Source organism: Parafrankia sp. Ea1.12, assembly GCF_900465275.1.
Lineage (GTDB): Bacteria > Actinomycetota > Actinomycetes > Frankiales > Frankiaceae > Parafrankia > Parafrankia soli.
Map to the genome: position 1 here is coordinate 57,795 of NZ_UBIZ01000255.1, position 24,199 is coordinate 81,993.

Annotated in this window: 18 protein-coding genes; 6 read left to right on the top strand and 12 right to left on the bottom strand. The window is 73.8% G+C overall.

Translation table 11 applies throughout. From position 1 onward, the window contains the following. The first annotated feature begins 21 nt into the window (after positions 1-21). Positions 22-1,188: an acyl-CoA dehydrogenase family protein gene (locus tag FMEAI12_RS11255; RefSeq protein WP_071061152.1), complete on the top strand. Its 1,167-nt coding sequence runs from the start codon at positions 22-24 to the stop codon at positions 1,186-1,188. A gap of 60 nt (positions 1,189-1,248) precedes the next feature. Here the strand turns inward: FMEAI12_RS11255 and FMEAI12_RS11260 are convergent, their stop codons facing one another. Together FMEAI12_RS11260 and FMEAI12_RS11265 are read right to left on the bottom strand one after the other, a co-directional pair. Beyond that, positions 1,249-2,328, bottom strand: a complete 1,080-nt coding sequence (locus FMEAI12_RS11260) for an acetamidase/formamidase family protein (RefSeq protein WP_041254855.1) — start codon at positions 2,326-2,328, stop codon at positions 1,249-1,251. Between the two features lie 173 nt (positions 2,329-2,501). Continuing rightward, entirely contained in the window at positions 2,502-3,197 is a 696-nt protein-coding gene (locus tag FMEAI12_RS11265) for a GPP34 family phosphoprotein (protein ID WP_112105967.1), read from the bottom strand. 75 nt (positions 3,198-3,272) lie between these two features. Between FMEAI12_RS11265 and FMEAI12_RS11270 the strand changes: the two genes are divergently transcribed. Further along, on the top strand, positions 3,273-4,103 hold the full coding sequence (locus FMEAI12_RS11270) for a hypothetical protein (RefSeq protein WP_112105968.1): 831 nt from the start codon (positions 3,273-3,275) through the stop codon (positions 4,101-4,103). 44 nt (positions 4,104-4,147) lie between these two features. On the opposite strand, the gene FMEAI12_RS11275 is transcribed toward FMEAI12_RS11270, so the two are convergent. The 5 genes from FMEAI12_RS11275 to FMEAI12_RS11295 form a co-directional block, all read right to left on the bottom strand. Further along, on the bottom strand, positions 4,148-4,933 hold the full coding sequence (locus tag FMEAI12_RS11275; RefSeq protein ID WP_112105969.1) for an FAD-binding oxidoreductase: 786 nt from the start codon (positions 4,931-4,933) through the stop codon (positions 4,148-4,150). Further along, positions 4,903-5,502, bottom strand: coding sequence for a sulfite oxidase-like oxidoreductase (locus tag FMEAI12_RS11280; protein WP_112105970.1), 600 nt, complete (start codon positions 5,500-5,502; stop codon positions 4,903-4,905). Before FMEAI12_RS11280 ends, FMEAI12_RS11275 begins: the two co-directional genes overlap by 31 nt. 63 nt (positions 5,503-5,565) lie before the next feature. Beyond that, positions 5,566-6,087: an NUDIX hydrolase gene (locus FMEAI12_RS11285; protein WP_112105971.1), complete on the bottom strand. Its 522-nt coding sequence runs from the start codon at positions 6,085-6,087 to the stop codon at positions 5,566-5,568. Positions 6,088-6,451: 364 nt separating this feature from the next. After that, on the bottom strand, positions 6,452-7,816 hold the full coding sequence (locus tag FMEAI12_RS11290) for an ABC transporter substrate-binding protein (protein ID WP_112105972.1): 1,365 nt from the start codon (positions 7,814-7,816) through the stop codon (positions 6,452-6,454). 71 nt (positions 7,817-7,887) lie between these two features. Further along, positions 7,888-11,037, bottom strand: coding sequence for an FAD-binding and (Fe-S)-binding domain-containing protein (locus FMEAI12_RS11295; RefSeq protein ID WP_112105973.1), 3,150 nt, complete (start codon positions 11,035-11,037; stop codon positions 7,888-7,890). A 282-nt stretch (positions 11,038-11,319) separates the two neighbouring features. Here FMEAI12_RS11295 and FMEAI12_RS11300 point away from each other — a divergent pair, with 282 nt between their 5' ends. Continuing rightward, positions 11,320-13,551, top strand: coding sequence for an ABC transporter ATP-binding protein (locus tag FMEAI12_RS11300; RefSeq protein WP_235013894.1), 2,232 nt, complete (start codon positions 11,320-11,322; stop codon positions 13,549-13,551). Here the strand turns inward: FMEAI12_RS11300 and FMEAI12_RS11305 are convergent. The 4 genes from FMEAI12_RS11305 to FMEAI12_RS11320 form a co-directional block, all read right to left on the bottom strand. Next, a complete protein-coding gene (locus FMEAI12_RS11305; RefSeq protein ID WP_112105992.1) occupies positions 13,535-16,147 on the bottom strand; it encodes an ATP-binding domain-containing protein in 2,613 nt (870 codons plus the stop codon). The genes FMEAI12_RS11300 and FMEAI12_RS11305 overlap by 17 nt on opposite strands. A 379-nt stretch (positions 16,148-16,526) precedes the next feature. Beyond that, complete coding sequence (locus tag FMEAI12_RS11310; RefSeq protein WP_112105993.1) at positions 16,527-17,114, bottom strand: type 1 glutamine amidotransferase domain-containing protein; 588 nt, start codon at positions 17,112-17,114, stop codon at positions 16,527-16,529. Between the two features lie 78 nt (positions 17,115-17,192). Beyond that, positions 17,193-17,855, bottom strand: coding sequence for a hypothetical protein (locus FMEAI12_RS11315; RefSeq protein WP_071066595.1), 663 nt, complete (start codon positions 17,853-17,855; stop codon positions 17,193-17,195). Positions 17,856-17,983: 128 nt separating this feature from the next. Then, positions 17,984-18,964, bottom strand: a complete 981-nt coding sequence (locus tag FMEAI12_RS11320) for an alpha/beta fold hydrolase (protein WP_112105975.1) — start codon at positions 18,962-18,964, stop codon at positions 17,984-17,986. A 141-nt stretch (positions 18,965-19,105) separates the two neighbouring features. On the opposite strand from FMEAI12_RS11320, the gene FMEAI12_RS11325 reads away from it, so the two are divergent. Then, positions 19,106-20,320: an acyl-CoA dehydrogenase family protein gene (locus FMEAI12_RS11325; RefSeq protein WP_071066596.1), complete on the top strand. Its 1,215-nt coding sequence runs from the start codon at positions 19,106-19,108 to the stop codon at positions 20,318-20,320. Positions 20,321-20,508: 188 nt separating this feature from the next. Here the strand turns inward: FMEAI12_RS11325 and FMEAI12_RS11330 are convergent, their stop codons facing one another. Beyond that, positions 20,509-21,924 carry a hypothetical protein gene (locus FMEAI12_RS11330; RefSeq protein WP_235013895.1) on the bottom strand — a complete coding sequence of 472 codons (1,416 nt, stop codon included), beginning with the start codon at positions 21,922-21,924 and terminating at the stop codon, positions 20,509-20,511. Positions 21,925-22,218: 294 nt separating this feature from the next. On the opposite strand from FMEAI12_RS11330, the gene FMEAI12_RS11335 reads away from it, so the two are divergent. Beyond that, complete coding sequence (locus tag FMEAI12_RS11335; protein ID WP_112105977.1) at positions 22,219-22,596, top strand: hypothetical protein; 378 nt, start codon at positions 22,219-22,221, stop codon at positions 22,594-22,596. Positions 22,597-22,791: 195 nt separating this feature from the next. Then, on the top strand, positions 22,792-23,802 hold the full coding sequence (locus FMEAI12_RS11340; protein WP_235013896.1) for a S1 family peptidase: 1,011 nt from the start codon (positions 22,792-22,794) through the stop codon (positions 23,800-23,802). Positions 23,803-24,199: the final 397 nt, after the last annotated feature.

The window sequence follows — 24,199 nt, forward strand, 5'->3', positions numbered from 1 at the left end:
CCCGTCGCCGAGAGGAGCTCCGTGAGTCTGGTGTTCTCCGACGAGCAGGAAGAGCTGCGCCGCACGGTGCGGTCGTTCCTCGAGCACGCCTCCCCCGAGTCGGAGGTGCGCCGCCTGATGGAGTCCGACGACGGGTACGACCCGGCCATCTGGCGGCAGATGGCCACCCAGCTCGGGCTGCAGGGGCTACACGTCCCCGAGGAGTACGGCGGCGCCGGCTTCGGGTACGTGGAGCTCGGCATCGTGCTGGAGGAAATGGGCGCACGGCTGCTGTGCGCGCCCTTCCTCGCCTCCGCCGTGCTCGCCACCGGCGCGCTGCTCGCGGTGGACGACGCCCTGGCCCGCAAGGAGCTGCTCCCCGGGCTCGTCAGCGGGACGACCATCGGGACACTGGCGTTCGCCGGCCCCACGGGCCGTCCGGAACCCGCCGGTTCCGGTGGGCTCGGGCCGCAGGGTGGAACCGGCGCCGAAGGCGGGCACCACGGGCTGCTCGCGGCCCGGGCTGCCAGCGGGTACACGTTGCGCGGCACCCGGCATTTCGTCCTGGACGGGGCGCTGGCCGATCTCATCCTCGTCACGGCGTGGGCCGAGGGCGGGCTCTCCCTGTTCGCCGTCCCCGGTGACGCGGCGGGTCTGACCCGGTCCCGGTTGCCAGTGATGGACCTGACCCGCAAACAGGCCGATCTCACGTTCAGTGACACCCCGGCCCGGTTGATCGGCGCCGAGGGCGACGCCGGCCCGGTGATCGACCAGGTGCTCCGGCTCGCCTGCGTCGCGCTGGCGAACGAGAGCGCCGGCGGCGCCCGGACCGTCCTCGAGCAGGCCGTGCGGCACGCGAAGGACCGCCTGCAGTTCGGCCGTCCGATCGGGTCGTTCCAGGCCGTGAAGCACAGGTGCGCCGACATGCTGGTCGCGGTCGAGGGCTCGAAGTCGGTCGCCTATCACGCGGCCCAGGTCGCCGCCGCCGGGGACAGCGACCGGCTGGCCCGCGCCGCCTCCATGGCAAAGGCGTACGTCGGGGAGGCGTACTTCTCGGCCGCGGCGGACAACATCCAGATCCACGGCGGGATCGGATTCACCTGGGAGCACTCCGCGCACCTGTACTTCAAGCGCGCGAAGACGTCCGAGCTGCTCTTCGGTGACCCGGTACACCACCGCGGCCTGCTGGCCGACCGCCTCCGGGTCTGAAATGCCGCCGGTCGGCCCGCCGGGCCGACCTGAATTTCAGCCGCTACGACCGCGCCGCGGCTACCAGGCCGGGAAGTCGCGCTTGCGGATCAGGCAGTGCACGCCCTTCACGTCGTCGACGACCTGGCTGACCACGAAGTCGGCGGCGGCCGACAGGTAGCTGTACGCGACCATCACCGGGACATCCCGGACCTGGCGCAGCACCCGCAGCGCCTCGCGGACGGCCAGCCGCATGGCCTCGTCGAGGTCGTTGTGCAGGCCGATGGCGATCCAGTGCTCCGGGGTCTCGCCGAAGGGGCCGCCGGAACCCGCGCCGAAGGGCAGCGCCGCGGCGGCCGGAAGCGGGGTGAGCCGGACGGTCGTGCGCAGCGAGGCCTCCAGGGCGGTCAGCGACACCTCGCCGTGCCCCTGGGCGAAATGCGGATCACCGGTGTAGAAGCCCGCGCCCGGGATCTGGACCGGCAGGTAGAGCGTCGACCCGGCGACGAGGTCGCGCACGTCGAGGTTCCCGCCGAATGCCCCGGGCGGGGTCGTGTTGAGGGCCTTTTCCCCGGCCGGGGTGAGGCCGGTGAGACCCATGAACGGCGCGACCGGGAAGCTGATCTGCCGGCCCTCGCCGTAACGCATCACGGCTCGCCCGGCGGCGACGTCCACCTCGCAGAACTGGCTGTAACGGTCGGCGAGCACGCCGTCGGGGCCGACGGGAAGCTCGCCGGGCAGCGCGCCCCGGCCGTGCCGGCTGGAGACGAGCCCGTAGGGCACCCGCGGGCGCAGCTCGAGGAACTCGACCTTGAGGATGTCGCCGGGGCGCGCGCCGTCGACCCGCACCGGACCGGTGACCACGTGCGGGCCGTCGAGCCCGCGGTAGTGGGAGACGTCCCGGGCGATGTCGATCGCGTCGAGGAGGACCGAATCCGCCGCGACGGCGTGCTCCGCCCAGAAGGCGACCGGGTCGCGGCCCTGGTCCTCCATGAGGCCCTCGTGCGAGACGGTGTCGATGGTGACGGTGGCGCCCGCCGCCACTTCGAGCACCGGGTCGGTCGCCGCGCTGGGCAGCCGGCCCCAGGTGACCGTCTTGGGCGACGAGGGCAGGTAGTGCTCCCCCGGTACCTCGCCGGACCCGCACTGCAGGACGGACATGTCGCACTCCTCGTTGTTCCGCCCGCCCCGGGACCGTCCGTGCCGACGGCGGCCGTCGCAGCTCATCTCACCAGGAAATAGCTGGTCACGCCCAACCCGGGCGCGCTGTCTCACACCTTGGGGGACTTGTGGCCACCGACGCGCGCGCATCGCGCCAGGCCGACTGCGTCGCGCTAGCCCACAGCGGCGCGACGGCGGCCCGCGAGCGCGGCGGCGGCGGGGCCGGTCCGCGCGACGAGATCCGCCAGCCGGTCGGGGAACGCCCTGCGCTGGCCCGCGCTCACCAGAGTGATCACCTGCCCGGCGGCGGCGAGGGCCACCAGCGCGACGAGGTCCGGCGCGGCGTCCTCGGGCCTGACCTCCCCCCGAAGGACCCGCCCGGCCGCCCGGTTGAGCTCCCGGACCCTGGGCCGCTCGAGCAGCGCGACGGCGGTTGTCGGGATCACGGCGAGGACCTGCCCACGGGCGACCCGCACCCACCGGGCCGCCTCGAGGTCGTCACGGGTCTCGACCACGGCCGCCCGGTGGCCGAGGTCGATCCAGGCCGCCCAGGTACGCGGCTCGGCCGCGGCGGTGATCTGCCGGTGCACCGCCGCGACCACCGGGTCGGCCCGCCCCACCCCGCCGCGCGGCGTCGGCGCCGCCCGGCCGGACGGGCCGCCAGCTGGCCCACCGTCGGGGGTCGGCCCGTCGGTCAGCCGGGCCAGGCCGTGATCGTCGGCGAGCCAGCCGCCCGCCCACAGCTCGGTGAGGGCCGCGGCCCGCAGCGCCTGGCCGAGGCGCCGGTTCGGGTACATCCGGTCCTTCTCGAGGTTGTAGGCGAGGAGGTACAGCTTGGCGGGCAGTGATGTCGGCAGGTCCGGTTCCACACCACCTGTCTACCGAGCGGAGCGGACATGCGACGGACGTGAACGCGACAGGCCGCCGGGAGAGACAATGAGGCGGTGGACGAACGTGAGGTCGTCGCCCGGCGATACGGGGAACACCTGACGGACCAGGACCTGCTGGCGCTCACCGGCGGCCGGGCGGATCAGGTCGGGGCGCTGCGCCGCGAGCCCACCCTCATCCTCGACCTGCTCGACCGGCCCGCGGTGGCGGACGGGCTGCTCCTCACCGCGGGTACGGCCGGCCGCGACGAACCGGACAGGTTCACCTTCATCTCGCCGTTCCTGGTCTTCGCCGCCGCGGTACACCGCACGGCGCGTGGCCTCGTCGGTTCCACCTATGTCGCCGAGCGCGCCGGGCCGCGCTCCCGGGTGCCCGTCTTCGACGCGCCCGAGCTGGCGGCGTTCGCCTCCGTGCCCGCCCATCAGCTCTACCTCGCCGAGCTGCTGGCCTCCTACTCCCGCCTCACCGGCGGCGAGGTGTGGCGGCGCACCGACCGGGGCTGGCGGCGCCAGCGCTGGGACGAGCTCGACCTCCCCCGGCTGGCGGCGCTGCTCGACGCCGTCCCCGCCGCGCAGCGCCCGGCGGTCTGGCGACGGCTCGGCGACGGCGCCGTCTTCCTGGCCGGCGTCTTCCCCGATCACGCGGAGCGGACGCTCGGCCTGCTCGCGGTGAGCCGGCTGCGCGAGGCCACCGGGCTGCGGCTGACACGCGACGACGTCCCGCGGATGTTGGAGTCCGTCGCGCGGCGGGCGTACGAGCAGGTGGGGCCGGGTGTTCCGGTGGGTGCGGCGAAGGCGCCCGGCTCGACCCGCCGGCTGCTGACCGTCATCGCGGACAGGTATCTCTTCCCCTTCGCCGCGGACTGGCTCCCCGGCCCCGCTCACTGACCACCCGGGGCCAGGCAGCCCGGGGCCAGGCAGCCGTCCAGGGATCAGACGGTGCCGGCGGGGTGGCTCGAGCCGCTCGGGCCGAAGCGCTCGGTGCGGATTCGTTCGGGCTCGTGGCCGATCTCGACCAGCGCGTCCGCGACGGCCTCGACGAAGCCGGTCGGGCCGCAGACGTAGCAGGTCGGCGTGAAGTCGGGCGGCCAGCCGGCCTCGGCCAGGTCGGCGGGGCGCAGCCGGCGCGGCGGCGACGTCCAGTGATCCGGGACGACCCGGGTGTAGCAGCGGGTGACGTCCAGCCCGGGGTCGGCGCGCGCGGCCTCGCGCAGCTCGTCCGCGTAGTAGAGGTCGGCCGGGGAGCGCACCGAGCAGATCAGGCGGAACGGCACCCGGCTGGCGGCGGACCGCCGGGCGCGCACCATCGCCATCAGCGGGACGATGCCCGACCCGCCGGCGACCAGCAGCACCGGCTCGGGGTCGGCGGGACGCCAGACGAACCAGCCGCCGATCGGCCCGCGGATCTCCACCGGGTCGCCGACCGAGAAGATCTCCGTCAGATACGGGGAGACCTCACCGCCCGGCACCCGCTGGACCGTCAGCTCGACCCGGTCACCCGCCGCCGGTGCCGCGAGCGAGTAGCTGCGGCGGGTGCTGTAGCCGTCGGCGGCGGTGAGGCGGACATCCACCCGCTGGCCCGACAGATGCCCGGGCCAGCCGGGGACGTCGAGGACGAGGGTGCGCGCGGTCGGCGTCTCGTCGCGGACCTCGGCCAGGCGTGCGACCCGCCAGGCCAGACGCTCCCTCAGTCGCCCTGGTAGCGCTGCTCCAGCCACGGATCACCCCGGTCGTGATAGCCGCCGTCTTCCCAGAAACCCCGCTCGTCCCGTTCGAGGAGGCGGATGCCGCGCACCCATTTGGCCGACTTCCAGAAGTACAGGTGCGGGACGAGCAGCCGGGCCGGGCCCCCGTGTTCGGGCTCCAGGGCGGCCCCGTCGTAGCCGTGCACCACCCAGGCCTGGCCGTCGAGAAGGTCGGTGAGGGGCAGGTTGGTGGTGTAGCCGCCGTAGGAGTGCACCAGCGCGTACTCGGCTGTGGTGTCGACGTCACCGAGCAGGACGTCGAGGCTGACCCCCTCCCAGCGGGTGCCGAGCTTCGACCACTGGGTCACACAGTGGATGTCCACCGTCGGCGACTCGCCGGGCAGCGCACGGAAGGCCGGCCAGTCCCAGCGGTGCTCGACGCCGACCTCGGTCGTGATCGTGAACTCCCAGGTCTCCAGCGGGACCCGCGGGGTGGGGCCGGCGGAGAGGACCGGGAAGTCCTCGGTGAGGTACTGCCCTGGAGGCAGGTCGGACCCGGCGGATCGCGGTCTGCCCTGGAAGCCCGGCGACACGATGCCCACTGGAGACTCTTACCACGAATCGCGTCTACCGAGAATCGCGTCGGCGAGCTTCCGTCACCGAGATCAGCCGCCCACCACCCGGGCCAGCCGCCCGTCTCCGAGGCCGGCCCCGCCACCGGGCGCGGCGGGAATCCGGCCGGCGCCGCGGGCGAGGTCGAGGGCGATGTCGACGAGCCCGATCCGGTCGAGCGCCGGCACGTCGGCCAGGGGGATCCAGGCGGCCAGGTCGGTGGAGCCGCCGATCTCGTGGCGCAGCGTGCCGCCGACGACCCGCGCCGAGTACAGCACCCGCAGGCCGTGGAAGTCGGTGCCGTCCCGCTGCAGGTAATGGATCGAGTCGATGCCGAGCAGGCCGGTGAGCTCCACGTCGTGCCCGGTCTCCTCGCGGACCTCGCGAATGGCGCCCTGCTCGGGGTGCTCGCCGTGGTCCAGGCCACCGCCCGGCAGCGTCCACCGGGCCCCCGCCGGGTCACCGGGGCTGAAACGCGCGAGCAGGAGGTGGTCGTCCCGGACGCAGACCGCGTACGCGCCCACGCGGAGGAAACGGGGGGCGGCGGCGCCACCGGTGTCGCCGGGGCTCTGCACGTTTCCTCCTTCGTGCCGAGCCACGGCCCGCCCACGGCTGACCGGTCGGCGCTGGCCGCTGGCCGCTGGCGCGGCGGGGCTGCGGCGTGGGCGTGGATGGGGGCGTCGCGTATGGGGGCAAAACGTCGCCCGGGGTCGGGGGGTCCCCGGGCGACAGGAGGATCTTTCCACCGCTGACCGCGCATGGGCAATGACGGACAGGCGTGGTCCCGTCACATTAGGACATTGGTCCTGGGTCGAAGGTCCCAGGGTGGCCCGTCACGCGCCCCTTGCTTACTCGTCAGACGGGCTCTTTCACAACGGCCGGTCGCCAGAAGGCCGATTGTCGGGATGTTGATGCCGGCGCCGCCGGCCGGGCCGCGGGTCAGTGCTCGAGCCGGCCGCAGCGCGGTGCCGGCCGGAGCACGTCGAAGCGGCTCGCGTCGGGAGCCACCTGAAGGAAGGTGTAGCACCGGCCGAGCTGACCGAAGGAGTCCGTGAAGTCGATGGGCGCCGGCAGCAGCCCGTCGGCGGCGTAGTCGCGGACGGCGCGCAGCTCCTCGATGAAGCGCTCCCGGCTCGGGCACCGGCCGGCCTCGGCCAGCCCGCGCAGGAACATGTCGGTCGAGATCCAGCCGGAGAGCGCGGCCTGCCTGTTCGGCGGCTGCAGGTACGGGGCGTACCGCGTCATCGCGTCGAGGAAGGCGCGGTGGCCCGGCGTGTCGAGTTCGAACGGCTGGTAGTCGACGAAGATGTAGACGCCGCTCAGCACCCGGCCGAAGACGTCCAGCAGGCTCTGGTCGTACCCGGACGGCGAGAGGATCACCCGCAGGCTGGCCCCGGCCCCCCGGGCGCCCAGCACGACCTGGCCGAACGCGGCCCCCGTGACCGCCCCGACGAGCGTGTCGACACCGCTGTCACGCACCTGCGCGCCGACGTCGGCGAAGTCGATCGGCCCGGTCGCGTCGAGGGTGCCGACGACCCGCACCCCGGCTGCCTCCAGGCTGGCGACCAGCTCCTCGCCGAAGGCGCCCGAGGCGGCCGAGAAGCTCGACGCGGCGATCAGCGCCGTCGTCCCCCCGCGCTCGGCGACGAAGTCACCCCAGGTCGACACCGAGGCACCGTCCGCGATCATGTTCGAGTAGCTGAACATGTTGTCGAAGGTGGTCCAGGACGCCTCCAGCGACGTTCCGGTGACCGGGATGCCGCGGCTGTGCAGGAACTCCGCCGAGCCGGACGCGGCCGTGGTGGACTCGACGATCCCGAACACCTGGTGCTGGTCGACGAGCATGCGGGCCGCGGTCTCGTTGACGCTGGGCTGCGATTCGTCGTCGCGCCACGAGTACTCGATGCTCCGCCCCTGGACGCCACCGGCCGCGTTCGCCACCCCGAGCCGGGCGTCGACCCCGGCCCGGAACGGGTCGAACAGCGACGCCGCGTTGCCGGTGTTCGGGAACAGCAGGCCGAGCCGGACCTCGTCCGCCGTGACCCCCGGCACGGGCGGGCACGAGGCACCCGAACCGTGCGAGTCCGTGGCATCGGACGAGTCGTTCCAGGACACGCACGAGACACACCCGGCGGCCACGAGCAGCGCCGCGAGCACGATCGGCAGGGTCCGGAGGCGAGTCCGCAGGCGCGTGAACAGGTGCGTCCGTTGACGGCTCGCCAGGTGAGGCCGGCGCCGTGTGCGCCGGCGGCGGACGGCGGCGGACGATCCGCCTGCCGTCTCCGTGACCGGTGAGATGCGCACAGCACCACAGTGACCCAGGACGGTCACCGCACCACAGCTATCCGTTGTTTCTGTGAAATTCGACCGTTGGGTCAGCCGGGACGCAACTTTTTGGCAAGTAGCTCGGCGAGGTGATAAGCAGTCCGGCCACCGAGCTGGGCGGCCTGCGTGCGGCACGAGAAGCCGTCCGCGAGCAGCACCGTGTCCTCCCCCGCCGCGCGCAGGGCGGGCAGCAGCGCCCGCTCGGCGACGGCGACCGAGATGTCGTGGTGCCCACGCCGCATCCCGAAGTCACCGGCCAGGCCGCAGCACCCCGCCAGGGTCTCGACCTCCGCGCCGGCGGCCCGCAGCAGCGCGCTGTCGGTCTCGAAGCCCATGACCGCGTGCTGGTGGCAGTGCGGCTGCGCGAGCACCCGCACGCCGTCCAGCCGCGGAAGCCGCCACCCGCCCGCGGGGTTCCTTCCACCGGCCGGGTTTCCGCCGCCGGCGGGGCTCCTGGCCGGGCGCCGTTCGGGGCCGCCATCCTGGGTCAGCAGCTCGGCGAGCGTCCGCACGCCCGCCGCGAGCGCCTCGGCCCGCCGGTCTCCGGGGAACAGCTCGACGAGGTCGTCCCGCAGAACAGCCGTGCACGACGGCTCCAGCCCCACGATCGGGATCCCGCTGAGCGCGTAGGGGGCGAGCTGGTCGAGGGCCCGGCGCAGGCGGCGCCGCGCCCCGTCCAGTTGGCCGGTGGTGATCCAGGTGAGGCCGCAGCAGGCGGGCCGTCCGCTCGGGATCAGTACCCGGTGGCCGGCGGCGGTGAGGACCTCGACCGCCGCCCGCGCGGCGCCGGGCGCGAACGCGTCGGTGAAGGTGTCGACCCACAGCAGCACCGGTGGGTCCGTCCGGTCGCCGGTGGCGGCCGGCGCGTTCCGGCTGGTTCGCCGCCACCAGCGGTGGAACGGCTCCGCGGCGAACTCCGGCGCGGCGCGGCGGGCGTCCAGACCGCCGAGCCGGAACAGTGGACGGCGGATCGCGTCGGTGCGCAGCGCCGCGTTGACCACCCGGGGCGCGCGCCCGGCGAGACGCGTCCACCGGGGCAGCCAGCCGAGGGCGTAGTGCGCCGCCGGTCGCGGGCGACGGCGGTAGGCCCGGTGCAGCACCTCGGACTTGTACCGGGCGACGTCGACACCGGCCGGGCAGTCCCGGGCGCAGGCACGGCACGACAGGCAGAGGTCGAGCGACTCGCGCACCGCCGGATCGCGCCACTCCCGCCGCGCGGGCGCGGGGATGGCCGGCGCACCACCCGGGCCGGCGGGGCCACCGGCGGCAAGCTCCTGCAGGACCCGCGCGCGGCCCCGGGTCGAGTCCTTCTCGTCCCGGGTGGCCAGGAAGGACGGGCACATGAAGCCCCCGGACGTGGACGTGTCCGCCCGGCACTTCGCCAGGCCGACGCAGCGGTGCACGGCCTGAGTGAGGTCCCCCGCGTCCGCGGTGAGCGCGAAGCTCCCTTCCACCCGCGGCAGCGGACGGGCCCGCGGGCGGCGCAGGTCGGCGTCAAGCGGCCGTGGGCGCACGACGACGCCGGGGTTCATCAGGTCGTCCGGGTCGAAGATGTGTTTGAAGGCGGCGAAGGCCGCCAGAGCGTCCGGCGAGTACATGATCGGAAGCAGCTCGCCGCGGGCCCGCCCGTCCCCGTGCTCGCCGGTCAGCGAGCCGCCGTGCGCGACGACCAGGTGCGCCGCCGCGGTGAGGAAGGTCCGCAGCCGGCCGGGGTGCTCGGCGAGCGGGAAGTCGATCCGCACGTGCACGCAACCGTCGCCGAAGTGACCGTAGGCGACGCCGTCCAGCTGGTGGGCCCGCATCAGCTTGCCGAACTCACGCAGGTAGGAACCCAGGTTGGCGGGCGGGACGGCGGCGTCCTCCCAGCCCGGCCAGGCCGGGGCCCCGTCCGGGGTGCGCCCCGCCAGGCCCGCCCCGTCCTCCCGCAGGCGCCAGAGCGCCGCGGCCACAGGCCCGGCCGGCAGCACCATGGACGCCCCTGCTCCCGCGTCGGCCACGACCGCCGCCGCCGCGGCCGCGGCGTCCGACCCGGTCGGCCCGCCGACCTCGACGAACAGCCAGCCGCCGCCATCGGGCAGCGTGGGGACGGTGCCGCTCCCCCGGTGGCGGCGCACCCCGTCGACGAGGCGGGCGTCCATGCCCTCGACGGCGAGCGGGCGGTGGCCGAGCAGGCCGGGGACGGCGTCGGCGGCGGTCGCCATGTCCGGGTATCCGAGCACCGCGAGCGCGGTCGCGGCCGGTACCTCGACGAGCCCGACCGTCGCGCCGAGCACGACGGCGCAGGTGCCCTCGGTACCGACGAGAGCGCGCCCGAGATGGGCACCGCGTTCGGGCAGCAGATGTTCCAGCGAGTAGCCCGAGATCTGCCGGTCGAACCGCCCCAGCTCCGTCCGGATCACTCCGAGGTTCGCGTGGACGAAGGTGTCGAGCCCCGGCACCACCGGCCCGGCAGGCGATCCGTTGCCGGACGGTGGCGTGCCTGTCGCCGCGGCGGTGGCGGCGAAACGGCGGCCCGTGCCGTCCACGACGTCGAGGGCGACGACGTTGTCGGCGGTCCGCCCGTAGGCCACCGCGTGCGCCCCGCAGGCGTTGTTCCCGATCATGCCGCCGAGGGTGGCGCGACCGTGGGTGGACGGGTCGGGGCCGAACCGCAGCCGGTGCGGGCGCGCGGCGGCCTGCAGGTCGTCCAGCACCAGACCGGGGGCGACCTTGGCGGTTCTGGAATCCGGGTCGATGTCCGGAGTTCCGGTGAGATGCCGACTGAGGTCCATGACGACCCCGGGGCCGACCGCGTTGCCGGCGATGGACGTCCCCGCGCCGCGCACCGTCAGCGCGGTGCCCGTCTCCCGGCAGACCGCGGCGACAGCGAGGACCTCGTCGACGTCGCGCGGCAGGACGACGACCTCGGGGGTGACCCGGTAGTTGGAGGCGTCCGAGGAGTACTCGGCGCGCCGCCGCGCCGAATGATCGACCACCGGTGCCGTGCCACCCGCGGTGCGGACCACGGCGGATCCGGTGGCCGCGCGCAGCCGCGCGACCAGCTCCCGGGCCTCAGCCTCGCCCCGTGCCGCTGCGCTCCCGCTCCCGGCCGGCCGGGAGCGGCCCAGGCCCAGGCCCCGGCCCCGGTTCCGGCCCCGGCCGGGCTGGGCGCGGGTCGTTCGCTCCGCCCGGGAGCCCCCGGGCAGATCACCGTCGCGCATCGCGCCTCCCGTCCGCACCGAACCACACCGAGGGCCGGCCCGACACCGAGACGGCCCGTTATCGGGCGGCCCGGCCCTCGGTAGCTCTATCCCCTGTACGCCCAGGTCGTCCCCGCCCCCGGTCGAGTCCTTCGAGTGGTGCCGCGGGCGAGGGGACGTGTCCAGGTGTTGTCGTCTCGCTGGTGAGCCGAGATCTGTCGTAGGTCTGGGAGACGATCCCGACGTACCACCGGATCATGCCGGCCCAACCAGGCGATCATCGAGTGTCTACGGGAGGTGCACATGTCGTCCAAAGCTCCGCCCCCGACCGGCCTGGCGGCCGGCCCTGGCGCCGCCGGAGCTGGCGCCGACCACGGTGATGGCTCCGGTGCTGCCGGTGGCCGCCGCGGGGCGGATCGCGGCGCCTCGCTGGTCCCCACTCTCATGGCGCTCCTTCTGGCCCGTCTCACCGCGAGCCGCACGGCGCGGCGCGGGGTCCGCTTCTTCGACGACCAGGGCGGCCGGCTGGTGGCCATCGTCGCGCTGGATCTCGTCGGCGCCGTGTCCGTGGCCGTCACTCCGTTCGTGCTGCGCGCGGTCGTCGACGACGGGCTGATCGACCAGTCCGCCACCCAGGACAGAACCGCGCTGGTCGGCCAGGTCGCGCTGCTCCTGGCCGCCTTCCTTCTCCAGGCGTTGCTGGGCGCCGTCTCGACCCTCGTCGGTTCGGGTGTCGGTGAACGGGTGCACATGCGCGCGACCGTCGCGATCCACGACCAGTTGCTCCGGCTGCCGTTCTCGTTCTTCCCCGGCCAGCGGCACGGCGACGTCCTGACCCTGTTCGGCGGGGACATCGCCGAGGTCCGCAGCGCGGTGTCGCTCTCCGTCCCGCGCGCGATCAGCGCCGGGGTCACCGCGGTGGTGGGCGTGGTGAGCATCGTCCTGCTGGACTGGCGGCTCGCGCTGGTCGCCGTGCTCCTGTCTCCGCTGGTCTTCGGCCTGATGACGCTGGGCCGGCGCCGCGGACGCGAGCTGACCAGGGAGCACATCAAGCTGCGCTCGGCGCACTTCGCCCTGATCACCGACACGACGAGCGTGTCGGGAGCCCTGCACGTACGGCTGTTCGGGCGCAGCATGTACGAGTCCGGCCGGCTGGCCACGATCGCCGACCAGACCCGCCGGATCTCCCTGAAGCGGATCAGGGTGTCCGCGCTGGCGCAGCTCATGTCATCGGCTGGTGCAGCGCTCGCCATCGTCGCCGTGATGAGCGTCGGCATCTGGCTCGTCAGCACCCAGCGCGCGACCGTCGGAACGCTGGTCGCGTTCGCGAGCGCGCTGCTGTTCGCCTACCGCCCGGTCACCGGCCTGGCCGAGAGCCGGGCCGACCTGATCGAGGCCGGTGTCGCCTTCGACCGGATCTTCGGGCTGCTCGACCTGGTGCCCGACCCACGGGACCTCCCCACCACCACCGCCGGGCCGGCGGGCCGGCCGGCCCCGGGCAGGTCCGCGGCGGCCGGGGCGGCGGAGTCGAGCACCGGGCTGGTCGGGGTTCCGGCTCCCCGTGGGGCCACCGGGCCGGGCGCGGGCGCGCCGGCCGCGGGGAGCGGCACGGCACCGGCCGAGGCGAGCGCGCCCACCGTCCGCGCGCCCGAGATCGTGGTGGACGGAGTGTGGTTCCGCTATGCCGGAGGCCGGCAGAACGCCTGGTCCGCCGCCGGCCGAGACGTGCGCCGCCGGTGGTGGTACGTCGCGGACGATGAGGAGGACGAGGACCAGGAACCCGAGCAGGCGGCCTCGGGTGAGGCCGCCCAGGCCGGGGAGGCCGGCCCCGCGGGCCGCTGGGCCCTGCGCGATGTCCGGCTCATCGCCGGGGCCGGCGAGAAGACGGCGATCGTCGGAGCGAGCGGCGCGGGCAAGACGACGCTCGGCTACCTCCTGTCCGGGGTGCACCGCCCCGACCGCGGCCGCCTCCTGCGCGACGACACGGACTTCGCCGACCTCACCTGGAGCGCATTGCGGGCGACGATCGGAGTCGTCCCGCAGGACCCGCACCTGTTCAACGACACGATCGCCGCGAACGTCCGCTACGGACAGCTCGACGCCACCGACGAGGCGATCACCGCGGCGGTGGTCGACTCGGGCCTCGGCCCGATGCTGGAGCGGCTACCCAAGGGCATCCGGACGAAGGTCGGTGCCCGGGGCTACCAGCTCTCGGGCGGGGAGCGCCAGCGCCTCGCGCTCGCCCGGGTCCTGATCTCCGACCCGCCGGTACTCATCCTGGACGAGGCGACCTCCCAGCTTGACGCGGCGACCGAGCACACCGTCCAGGAGGCGCTGACCCGCCTCGGGGCGGGGCGGACCCGCATAGTCATCGCGCACCGGCTGTCCACGATCGTCGACGCCGACCGCATCTACGTGATGGGCGACGGCTCCGTGGTCGAGCACGGCACCCATGCCGAGCTGATCCAGGCCGACGGCGCCTACGCGCGCCTGTACCACCGCCAGCTCCGGAAGGAGGTCACCACAGCAGGTTGAGCTGGCGGCCTCCGACCACCGGGTCACCGAGACCGGCATCGGTGTCGGCATCGTCGGTGTCGGTGTCATCGGTGTCGGTGTGGGCGTGGGCGGTGTGGGCCTCGGCTTCGGTGCGACTGGTCGCCCTCGGGGCAGCGCCGGCCTCGGGTGTCGCCGGGCCACCGCGCACCGGCATCCGATGCAGGACGCCCGGGAGCTCCCCGGTGTGCACCACGGTGAGCACGCGGGTGGCCCGGGTCAGCGCCACGTAGAGATCCGCCAGGCCCCGGGTCGGGCCGGCCAGGATCTCGGCCGGTTCGACGAGGACCACCGCGTCGAACTCGAGGCCCTTGGACTCCGCGACGGTGAGGACGGCGACGGGCGCGTCCAGCAGCAGGTCCGCCTCCGCCGGCTCCCGGGTCCCGGTCGGGCGGTCGTCCGGGTCGTCGGGCTGCCTCGGCAGCGCGAGCTGGGGCACGGCAGCGCGCAGGGCGGCCCGGATCTCCGCGGTCCGCCCCGGCGGGCAGATCACGGCGACCCGCCCCCCGGCCGCCTCGCCCGCGGCCCGCACGGACTCGTCGACCACACCCCGCAGGAGCGCCTCGTCGGCGGACGGTATCCGGACGGCGTCCGGGCGCCGGCCGGCGGAGCGGACCGACAGGGGCGGCGCGGCCGTGGGATCGGCCGCCGTCAGCACGTCGGCCGCGACGTCCATGATCTCGCTGGGGGTACGGTAGTTCACGGTGAGCCGCTCGACGGTGTAGTGGGCGCCGACAGCCGGACCCAGCAGTTCGCCCCAGCTCTCCGGCGGCCGCGGGCGGGCCGCCTGGGCGAGATCCCCGACGAGCGTCGCGGTGCGCCCCGGGCAGCGCCGCCAAAGCAGGCGCCACAGCATCGGCGAGACCTCCTGGGCCTCGTCGACGATGAGGTGGCCGAACGTCCAGGTCCGGTCCCCGGTCGCGTACTCGGCGGCGCCGCGGCGCTGGCGGGGTGCGGTCCAGCGCTCGGCGACCGTGTCGGCGTCGAGCCGGTCGTCGAGGCCGAGCATCTCCAGCACTCCGCGGGCGTACTCCCGCTCGGCCGCGCGCTCGGCGGCGGCGCGGCGCGCCTCGTCGAGGCGGGCGGCCTCCTCCGGGTCACCGAGCAGCTCCGCGGCCTCGTCCAGCAGTGCGACATCCGCCGGAGTCCAGCGGATCCGGCCGGTTTCGGCGGAGCGGGTTTCGCCGGAGCGCCGCGCCGGCGCGTCCGCCGGGCCCTCGCGCCGCAGCAGGGCGCGTTCCTCGGCGGTGAGCCGGGTACCGGCGGCCCGGGCGAGGAGCTCCGGCGAGGCGTACAGGTCGGCCAGCAGGCGGGCCGGGGTGAGCAGCGGCCACAGGTCGTTCAGGGCCCGCCGCACGCCGGGGTCCGCCCACAGATCTGAAGTGATCTCCGAGCGCTCCTCGGGCTCGAAGAGGCCACCGGGCAACCGGGAGACCACCTGGTTCGTCAACGCGCCGAGCAGCTCGCGGATGAACACGCGGCGCGCGGAGTTGTGCGGGCGGCGGCTGCGGCGGGCCCGGGTCCTGGCCCGGACAATGGTGTCGCGGTCCAGGTGCAGGTCGTGCTCGTCGTGGCGGATCCGCACCCCTCGGCCGGGTGCCCGCTGGCGGTCCCGGACCGCGCCGGCGATGACGTCGGCCATCCGTGCGTCGCCCTTGAGGGACGCGGCGGCGACCTGGTCCTCGCCGGTCGCGTCCACACCGGGGAAGAGCCGTCCCGGGGTCGCGAACACCACTCCGGTCTCGCCGAGGGAGGGCAGGACCTGCTCGATGTAGCGGAGGAAGACGGGGCTGGGGCCGACCACGAGCACCCCGGACCGGACGAGCCGGTCGCGATCGGTGTAGAGGAGATATGCGGCACGGTGCAGCGCGACGGCGGTCTTGCCGGTGCCCGGCCCACCGTCGACCACCAGCACCGCGTTCGCCGCCGCCCGGATGATCCTGTCCTGTTCGGCCTGCAGCGTCGAGACGATGTCGTGCATCCGGCCCGTGCGCGGGGCGGACAGCGCCTCGAGGAGCATCGTGTCCCCGGTCGCGCCGAACCCGGCCTCGGCGCCCGCGCCGGCTTCGGGGGCCGCATCGCCCTCGGCGGCCCCCGAAGCCCCGTCGGCGGCGCCGGCCTGCGCGAGGTAGGCGCGGGGGTCGAGCGGGTCGTCGGCGAGGCCGGTGACCCGCCGACCGCGGGTGCGCAGGTGGCGGCGGCGGGTCAGGCCACGCGGATCGGCGATGGTCGCCTGGTAGAACGCGGTGGCCACGGGCGCCCGCCAGTCGACCAGGATCGGCTCCTGCTCCTGGTCGGTCAGCCCGATCCGGCCGATGTAGGTGCGCCCCCCGGCCGCGTGGTCCATCGCGCCGAAGCACAGCCGCCCCTCGGCGGCGTCGAGCCGGGCCAGCCGGTCGGCATGCGTCGCGGCGAACACGTCGCGTTCCACGATCGACTGCGGCGTGCCGGTGCCAGCCTCGAGCAGCACCTGTCGGAGTTGTCCTTTGGTGGTCTCCCGGACCTCGTCCAGCCGGCCGTAGAGGGTGTCGACGTAGGCCTGCTCACGGGCGAGCTCTCCGTCACGTGTCGTCGGCACCGGATGTCCCTTCGGGTCGGGTGGCGGGAGGCGGGTCGGGAGGAGGTCCCGGTGCGGGTACACGGGCGCCAACAGCCCACCACACCCGGATCATCCCGCCCGCCGAAGCGCACACCACGACGTGTCCCGCTGTCGACCTGCCGCGTCTCCCGGATGGGCGCCTTCGCCGGCCACGGCGCCGGCCGCTCCCCGGGAGGTCGCCGGGCCAACGCTGGCCCGGCACCAGCCGACCCCGAAGGACGGCACGCGGCTGCCGGTGGACGGATCGAGCGCGGATTCTCCTCGGCCACCCAGGCTACGTCCAGCTCGGCGCCGCGCGGCCGACGGCCGGGGTGACGGTCGCCGTGCCCGCCGCGCGGCGGAGCCCGCCGGGCCGCGTTCAGACGTGCGCCGGTGCCAGCTCACCGACGAGCGCGGACTCGAAAGCCGGCAGATCACCCGGCCGCCGGCTGCTGATCAGCGGATTGGGCCCCGACCGGCAGATCACGACCTCGTCGTCGACCCAGGTGGCACCGGCGTTGCGCAGGTCCGTCCGCAGACTCGGCCAGCTCGTGACCCGCCGGCCCCGGACGACGTCGGCCTCGATCAACGTCCACGGGCCGTGGCAGATCACGGCCACTGGAAGACCACGGTCGAAGAAAGTCCGGACGAACGGCACGACGCCCGGCTGCCAGCGCAAAGTGTCCGGATTGGCCACCCCGCCGGGAAGCACCAACGCGTCGAAGTCACCCGGGTCGGCGCCGGTGACCGTCGCGTCCACCGGGAAGGTGTCGGCGCGGTCGAGATGGTGGAACGCCTGGACCGTCCCCTCCTCCGTCGAGACCAGGACCGGGGTGAACCCGGCGTCGCGCACGGCCCGCCAGGGTCCGGTCAGCTCGACCTGCTCAACGCCTTCCTTCGCGGTGAGGAACGCGACCTGGCGCGCGGTGTCCGCACGGCGGCCCGCGTCATGACCGAGATTCGTCATGCTGTTCACTCCCTCGCTGAGGTCCGTTCAGCGGCCTGGGCCCCGGTCCCGGGCAGCCTGTCCGTGGTGCCGAGGCCGTCACCCGCCAGGGGCCGCCGCCTGCCGCACGTCGTCGGCGTCGTGCTCGAGCCGGGTGCGCACCAGCGCCGCGACGAGGCGCGGTACGTCCTCGCGTTCGACGAGGTCGCTCAGGTCCCGCGGGTCGGTCGGCAGGCCCAGCTCGGCCGCCGCCGCCAGCGCCCGCTGGTCCGCGTAGGGCACCAGCTCGTCCCAGGCGGCCTGGGCCTCGCGCAGGAAGATGTCCGCGCCGACCGGCCCTATCCCCTTGATCTTCTGGAGCAGGACCCGCTCACGGTCCGGGGTGCGCTCCGCCGCGTCGCGCAGGCGCCGGATGTCGCCGTCGTAGGTGTCGAGCAGGTAGGCGCAGGCGTCGCCGAACGTGCGCGAGGTGCTCTCGTCGTAGCGGGCGTACCCGCTGCGGTTGAGCACGCGGGCCCGGTCCGCCCACGACGCCTCACCCAGGGCGGCTGCGGACGTCCACCCCTGCTCACGCAGCGCACGGAACGCGCCGACGGCGATCGGCGTGCGGATGCGGGCGCTCGCGAGCAGCGCGAACACCAGCAGTCCGAACATCGACTCAGCCGTGTCGGCGGGGACGTCGACGTCGATCTCCTCGGCGTACGTGCGGCCGTGCCGGGCGAGCAGCTCACGCACGATCGCACCGGTGTCAGTTCCAGCCATGAGACTGGGCTACCCGCGACGGTCCCCCGCACTCCCGGGCCGCCTGCCGGCGCCGCGCCAGCGCAAGGGCCGGCACCGCGGCGGCCCGCGGCGGCCCGCGGCGGCCCGCGGTCGGAGTCACCGGCGTGCTAGGCGAAGGCGAACTCCCGGATCAGGCGGACGAGCTCGTGCGGGCGATCGCTCTGCACCGCGTGGCCGGCGCCGTCCACCACGACGGAGCGCAGCGCCGGCAGACGGCGGTGGAACTGCTCGACGTCGTCATCATGGACGAACCGGGACAGCGCCCCGCGCACGAGCAGTAGCGGGACAGTGATCGTGTCCACCTCCTCCCACAGGCTGTCCATGCCGGTCACCTCGGTCGTCGCGCCGGGGCCGCCCAGGTCGTAGCGCCACGCCCACCGGCCGTCGGCGCGCTGGTAGGCGTTGTGCCGCACACCGCGGCGGACGCCCGAGGCCGGCCGGTTCGGGCTGAGCCGGACCGCCGCGTCGGCCATCTGCTCGAACGAGTCGTAGGTGGGCTGGCCGCCGACCAGTGCCACCGCGCCGCGCTCCGCGGTGTTCATCGCCCGGCTCCGGTCGGCCGACTGGGGGGTGACGTCCACGATGACCGCGCGCCGGCACAGGTCGGGCCGGGTCGCGGCGAGGTGGATGGTGGTGGCGCCCCCGAGGGACATGCCGACGATGACCGCCGCGTTCGGCGCCAGCTCACCCAGCGCCGTCGCCACCGCCGCGCCGCTCGCCCACGGGCCGTAGTTCCGGTCCGGACGCCGGAACGACCGGCCGTGACCGGGCAGGTCGAAGGCGATCGCGGGCCGGCCGAGGGCCAGCGCGACCGAGTCCCAGGTATGGGCGTTCTGACCGCCGCCGTGCAGGAACACGATCTCCGGGTCGGCCGTCCCCCATCGGATGTGGCTCAACCGCCGCCCGGGTTCGACCTCCACGTGGCCGCGGGTGACCTCCGGCCGGCCCTGACGGGGGATGCCCAGCTCCTCGGCGTTCTCGTGGAGCAGCCCGAACTCGTCGTAGTCGTCGCGCTCGTAAGCCTGGTCGTGGTTGTGGTCGTGCTCTTCGGCGTCCAGCGTGCTGTTGATGTTCGGCAGATCGGCCATGATCCCGCCTCGCTCTCGTCACCGCCTGTTCGACCGCCCGGCACCGCCCGACGCGGCGGCCGACGGATCGTCAAGGGAGAATGTAGGACCCATCGGCGCGACACGTACCGGTCCGGACGGCCGGGGCAACGAGAGGAACCCATGAGCGGCTTCAGCCTCGACCTCACCGACGAGCAGACTGAGCTGCGGCGGTGGGTGCACGGCTTCGCCGCGGACGTCGTCCGCCCGGCGGCGGCCGAGTGGGACGAGCGGGAGGAGACTCCCTGGCCGGTGATCCAGGAGGCCGCCAAGATCGGCCTCTACAACTTCGACACGCTGGCCACGCTGTGGGCCGAGGAGACCGGCCTGGGCCTGCCGCTCCTCTCCGAGGAGCTGTTCTGGGGCGACGCGGGCATCGGAATGTCGATCATGGGAACGTCGCTGGCGGTCGCCGGGATCGCGTCGGCCGGCACGTTCGACCAGCTCGGCGAATGGGTGCCCCAGTGCTTCGGTGACGCCGCCGACCCGAAGGTGGCCGCGTACTGCGTGTCCGAGCCCGAGGCCGGCTCGGACGTCTCGTCGATGCGGGTCCGTGCCCGCTACGACGAGGCGACCGACGAATGGGTGATCAACGGCCAGAAGGCGTGGATCACGAACGGCGGCATCGCGAACGTCCACGTGGTCGTCGCCTCGGTCGACCCGACGCTGCGCGGCCGCGGCCAGGCCGCGTTCGTCGTCCCGCCCGGCACCCCCGGGCTGACCGGGAACAGGAAGATCAAGAAACTCGGCCTGCGGGCCTCGCACACCGCCGACGTCTTCCTCGACGACGTCCGGGTGCCCGGCCGGTGCCTGCTCGGCGGCAAGGAGAAACTGGACGAGCGGCTCGCCCGCGCCCGCGAGGGCTCCCGCTCCGCCGGCCAGGGCGCCCTGCAGACCTTCGAGATGACCCGCCCCACGGTCGGCGCGCAGGCGGTGGGCATCGCCCGGGCCGCCTACGAGTACGCGCTGGACTATGCCCGCCACCGCGAGCAGTTCGGACGTCCGATCATCACCAACCAGGCCGTCGCGTTCGCGCTGGCCGACATGCGGATGGAGATCGACGCGGCCCGCCTGCTCATCTGGCGCGCCGCGTGGATGGGCCGCAACGAGCGGCGCTTCGAGGCCGGGGAGGGCTCGATGTCGAAGCTCAAGGCCGGCGAGGTCGCGGTGTGGGCGACCGAGAAGGCGGTGCAGATCCTCGGCGGCGCCGGCTACAGCCGCGAGCACCCGGTGGAGCGCATGTACCGCGACGCCAAGATCTACACCATCTTCGAGGGGACCTCGGAGATCCAGCGGCTCGTGGTCGCGCGGGCCATCTCCGGAATGCGCCTCTCCTGATCCGCGGATGGCGGCGGTCGGAGCCGCACGGCGCACGGATTTACCGGATTGAGTCGCGGAATCCCGGCAACATACGGGGTCTGCCGACGTGAAGCAGTCTTCAATCTGGCGTAGGCCGGACCGCCGACGCGGTAACGGGGGCGATGTCGGGGGCATCGACTGCGTCTGGTGGTCCGGCCGGGGGCGCGTCAGCCGCCGGTGAGGTTCGCCGCGCTGACATAGGCCACGCTCGCGTGGCTGTCGACCGGGCGGCCCGACCCGTCGACGCACCGGACGGTGGCGGTCACGTCGTTCGGCTTGAAGCCCGACGTCCAGTTGTCCACCGAGCACCTCGAGGTCGGCTCGCCGTAGGCGGTCACGCTGAGGTGATCGGGCGTCCCGGCGACGCCGGGAAGGACCACCTCGTAGACGCCGACTCCTGTGCGCCGCACCGTGTTGACCGACCCTGCGCTGTTCGCCGAGTAGCGCGCCCAGGCGTCGACCGGGTCCCCGAGCGGCGCCGGCTCGAGGGGTCCGCCGTCGCGGACAATGCCGGTGAACAACTGCGCGAAGTCGCTCGCGCCGGTCGGCACCAGCGCGTTCCGGTCGGTGTACAGCAGGACGAACGGGGTGTCCGCCAACGTCGTGCCGTCGGCGCAGCCGACCAGGACGGACTGCCGGTCGGCCTTGACCTCCCGGCCGAGGACGTTGCACCCGGCGGCGGAGGTACCAGCCGCGTTGACCTGGAGGTTGTTCCCGGGGCGGACGAACTCCGACCCGACCAGGTCGACGGCATAGCGGCCGGTGCCGAGACGGTGGACCTGGACCATGCCGGGCCCGGACACGCTGTAGGCGTCGCGGGGCCGGGAGTCAGCGCGGCCGCCCTGGTCGAGGTGCACGTACGCATATGGAGGATCCCCGACCGATGGACGGTGGCCCTCGGGTGCGTAGGTGAACAGAAGACTGAACCGGGAGTCGACGAAGTCACCGGACGGACGGCGGCAGGCCAGGTTGACGCGCTCGTCCAGCCGCCCGGGCGGCCCGGACGCCGATCGCGCGCCGGTCACCGCGCCGGGCTCGCCCGGTGGTGGCGCCACCGCGTCCCAGTCGACGATGTGGCAGTGGGCCGGCGCGGCCGCGTCGGTGACGGCACCGGACGGCGCGTCGGCGTCGGCATCCGCGGCGCCGGTCGTGGCTGGGTTCGGGCCGGTGCCGGTTCGGCCGGCCGCGGCGGGCCCGCCGATCGCGGTCGCCAGGGCGACTCCGCGCCGCCGCGACACGCCCAGGCCGGGGAAAACCACGCTGTACCGGCCCACGGCCGTACGGGAGATCACCGGTCGGGCCTCGGCCAGGGCGTCGACGACCTGCCAGCTCCCGGCCGCGGCGGAGTCGGGGGGCTCCAGCGGAGCCGCGGGCGACACGACGTCGGAGCGCAGGAAACCCCAGCGGGGGCCGATGGGATCGCCGCTCCCGGCACCGCCGTTCCCGCCGTCACCGGGCCCGCCGGCCGCGTACGCGGCGGGATCATCACGGACGGCGGCGAGCGTGACGAGCGTCACCGCGGTGATCAGCGCCAGGACGGCGAGCACCGCACTGGTCACCGTGGCCCGACTAAAACGCGGCACGCGTCCAGCCCTTTCGTCGTCGGCGCTCGCGACCGCGGCCGTGCCCACCCCATCCGGGCGCGAGGTACGTCGTAGCCGAGAATGGCACAACTGTGGGTGCACCCGCACAGAGACCCCGGGCATGCATGTAACAGGCCAGATCATCAGGTACCCGACAGATCAGCGCGGCTGCGGCGGGTGAAACGGTCCGTGGCCGGCGGGTCCCTCCGCGCCCGCCGCTGCGCCGAAGCGGGCCGCCGGGCGGCGACAATCACCGTGCCGACATCACCCCGGCGACCTGCAGGAGGACATTCCATGGGACGGTTCAGGCCGATTCTCCGCCGCGGTGGCCTCAGCTTTCTGCTCGCGGTTCTGGCGGCGACCGGGGCCGCGTGCCAGCCCGGTCCGGTGCGCGGCCCGGGCGGTGGGGCCGATTCCCCTCCCGCGGCCGACACAGATGCCACACCACGCCCGGACCCGGAAGACCTACGCCGTGTCTCGGCGGAAATAGAACGCCGGGTCACGTCCTATGCCCAGACCCATGACACCTCGTACTCCTTCGGGGTCTACATCGATTCCGGGATAGGACGGGTCATCCTGGAGACCGACGCCCCCGCGAACGTGACGGACCAACTCGTCGGCGCCGACGCCGATCTCGTCCAGATCCGGCGGGAAAAGGTCGAGGACTACTAGCCGCGGACATCACCGCACAACGCACTGTTTGTGCGGCTTGCCTTGTCAAGAAGGAGACAGGCGTCGAAACATCGACGCTCCGAACCACCTCGGTACTGTGCCGACGATCTCCAGTGATTCGGAGAGATGCACCAGGTGGGCAGACAACCTGAACGCATCCGACAATCGTTCTGCAGATTTTCGGAGAGTACATAGGTGAGAAATTCCAGATCGAGGCTCCGCTGGGGCGGAGCCGGCCTGGCGATGGCCGGATTCACCGTGATCGCGAGCACGATTCCGGTGTACGCCGCGAACTCGTCAGGCGACAGCAAGGCGACCATCGCGGTCGACAACGCGGTGGCCGCTCCGGCCGCGGATGCCACCTTCGCGACGGACCAGGTCGCGGCCGATCTGGCCGCGACCTCAAGCACGATCGGGTCGAAGGTCGTCTCCTTCGTCCAGGCCAAGGGCACCTCCTACACCTTCGGCGTCTACGCCGATCCCGACCTGGGCAAGGTCATCGTCGAGACCGACGCGCCCGCGCGGGACGTGGCCGCGCTGCTCGGCAAGGACGCGAGCCAGGTCGTGGTCCGCAAGGGGAAGGTCACCGACCTGTTCAGCCGGCGCGACGACGTCCCCGCATTCTGGGGTGGCGCCGGGATCAGGTCCGGTGGGGCCATCTGTTCCTCGGGCTACACCGTCGCCAACTCGGCGAACACCCGCTACCAGGTGACCGCCGGGCACTGCGCGCCCAACGGCGCGACCGAGGTCACGGAGCTGGGCAACCGCACCTTCGGCGTCGTCAGCGGCAACGGTCTGCCCAGCAAGGACATGGAGCTGCTCGGCGGCCAGTCGTACGGATCGTTCATCTACGGCGGCGGCGTCAACAGCAGCACCGGTTACCACGTCGCCGGCGCCGGCAATCCCGTCGTCGGTTTCACCAACTACTGCCACAGCGGCCGCACGACGGGTGAGAACTGCGGGCACACCGCGCAGAGCGTCACGGCCACCGTCTGCACCAGCAGCGGCTGCAAGTCGCCCGTGGCCGCCTTCACCGGCGGTGTCCTCCCACAGGGCGGCGACTCCGGCTCGCCGTTCTTCGTCGGCTCCACCAGCGGCACCGACAAGCACATCCGCGGGCACGTCATCGCGGGTAACGGAACCACCTCGTACGCCGAGCTGTGGAACAACGTCGCGGCACGCTACGGCGTACATATCGTGACATAGTTCTCGCACGCCTGTTCACGAACCGGTCGGACCCGAGCGCACTCCTCTCGCCCGGGTCCGGCCGGTCTCTCGTTTCAAGGCCCACCACCTACCGGAACGCCGTTTTCCCGTCCACCGGCCGCGCGCCGGACGACAGGCGTCACGCGGCCCGGCAGCGCACACACAGGCATCCGAGGCACGCTTTACGGGAGGTGGTGGGCCGGGCATTCCGGCCAGGAGACCGTCGACGGTCGGGGGCCCGCCGGGTCCGGGGCTGTCGACGTGGCTCCGCCGGCCGTCTAGGCGGCCCGGACCTGGCTGTTCCCGCCCACCGCCCGGTACCTGTTCCCGCCCACCGCCGGTGGCCGTCCCGGTGGGCTGCCGCGCGGGCACGCCACCCGGAACAATCGCACAGCAT

Bases quoted from the DNA above. Each gene is read 5' to 3' on its own strand.
- FMEAI12_RS11260 (WP_041254855.1), bottom strand. From the start codon at position 2,328: ATGTCCGTCCTGCAGTGCGGGTCCGGCGAGGTACCGGGGGAGCACTAC.
- FMEAI12_RS11295 (WP_112105973.1), bottom strand. From the start codon at position 11,037: ATGCGCGACGGTGATCTGCCCGGGGGCTCCCGGGCGGAGCGAACGACC.
- FMEAI12_RS11300 (WP_235013894.1), top strand. From the start codon at position 11,320: ATGTCGTCCAAAGCTCCGCCCCCGACCGGCCTGGCGGCCGGCCCTGGC.
- FMEAI12_RS11310 (WP_112105993.1), bottom strand. From the start codon at position 17,114: ATGACGAATCTCGGTCATGACGCGGGCCGCCGTGCGGACACCGCGCGC.
- FMEAI12_RS11315 (WP_071066595.1), bottom strand. From the start codon at position 17,855: ATGGCTGGAACTGACACCGGTGCGATCGTGCGTGAGCTGCTCGCCCGG.
- FMEAI12_RS11320 (WP_112105975.1), bottom strand. From the start codon at position 18,964: ATGGCCGATCTGCCGAACATCAACAGCACGCTGGACGCCGAAGAGCAC.
- FMEAI12_RS11325 (WP_071066596.1), top strand. From the start codon at position 19,106: ATGAGCGGCTTCAGCCTCGACCTCACCGACGAGCAGACTGAGCTGCGG.
- FMEAI12_RS11335 (WP_112105977.1), top strand. From the start codon at position 22,219: ATGGGACGGTTCAGGCCGATTCTCCGCCGCGGTGGCCTCAGCTTTCTG.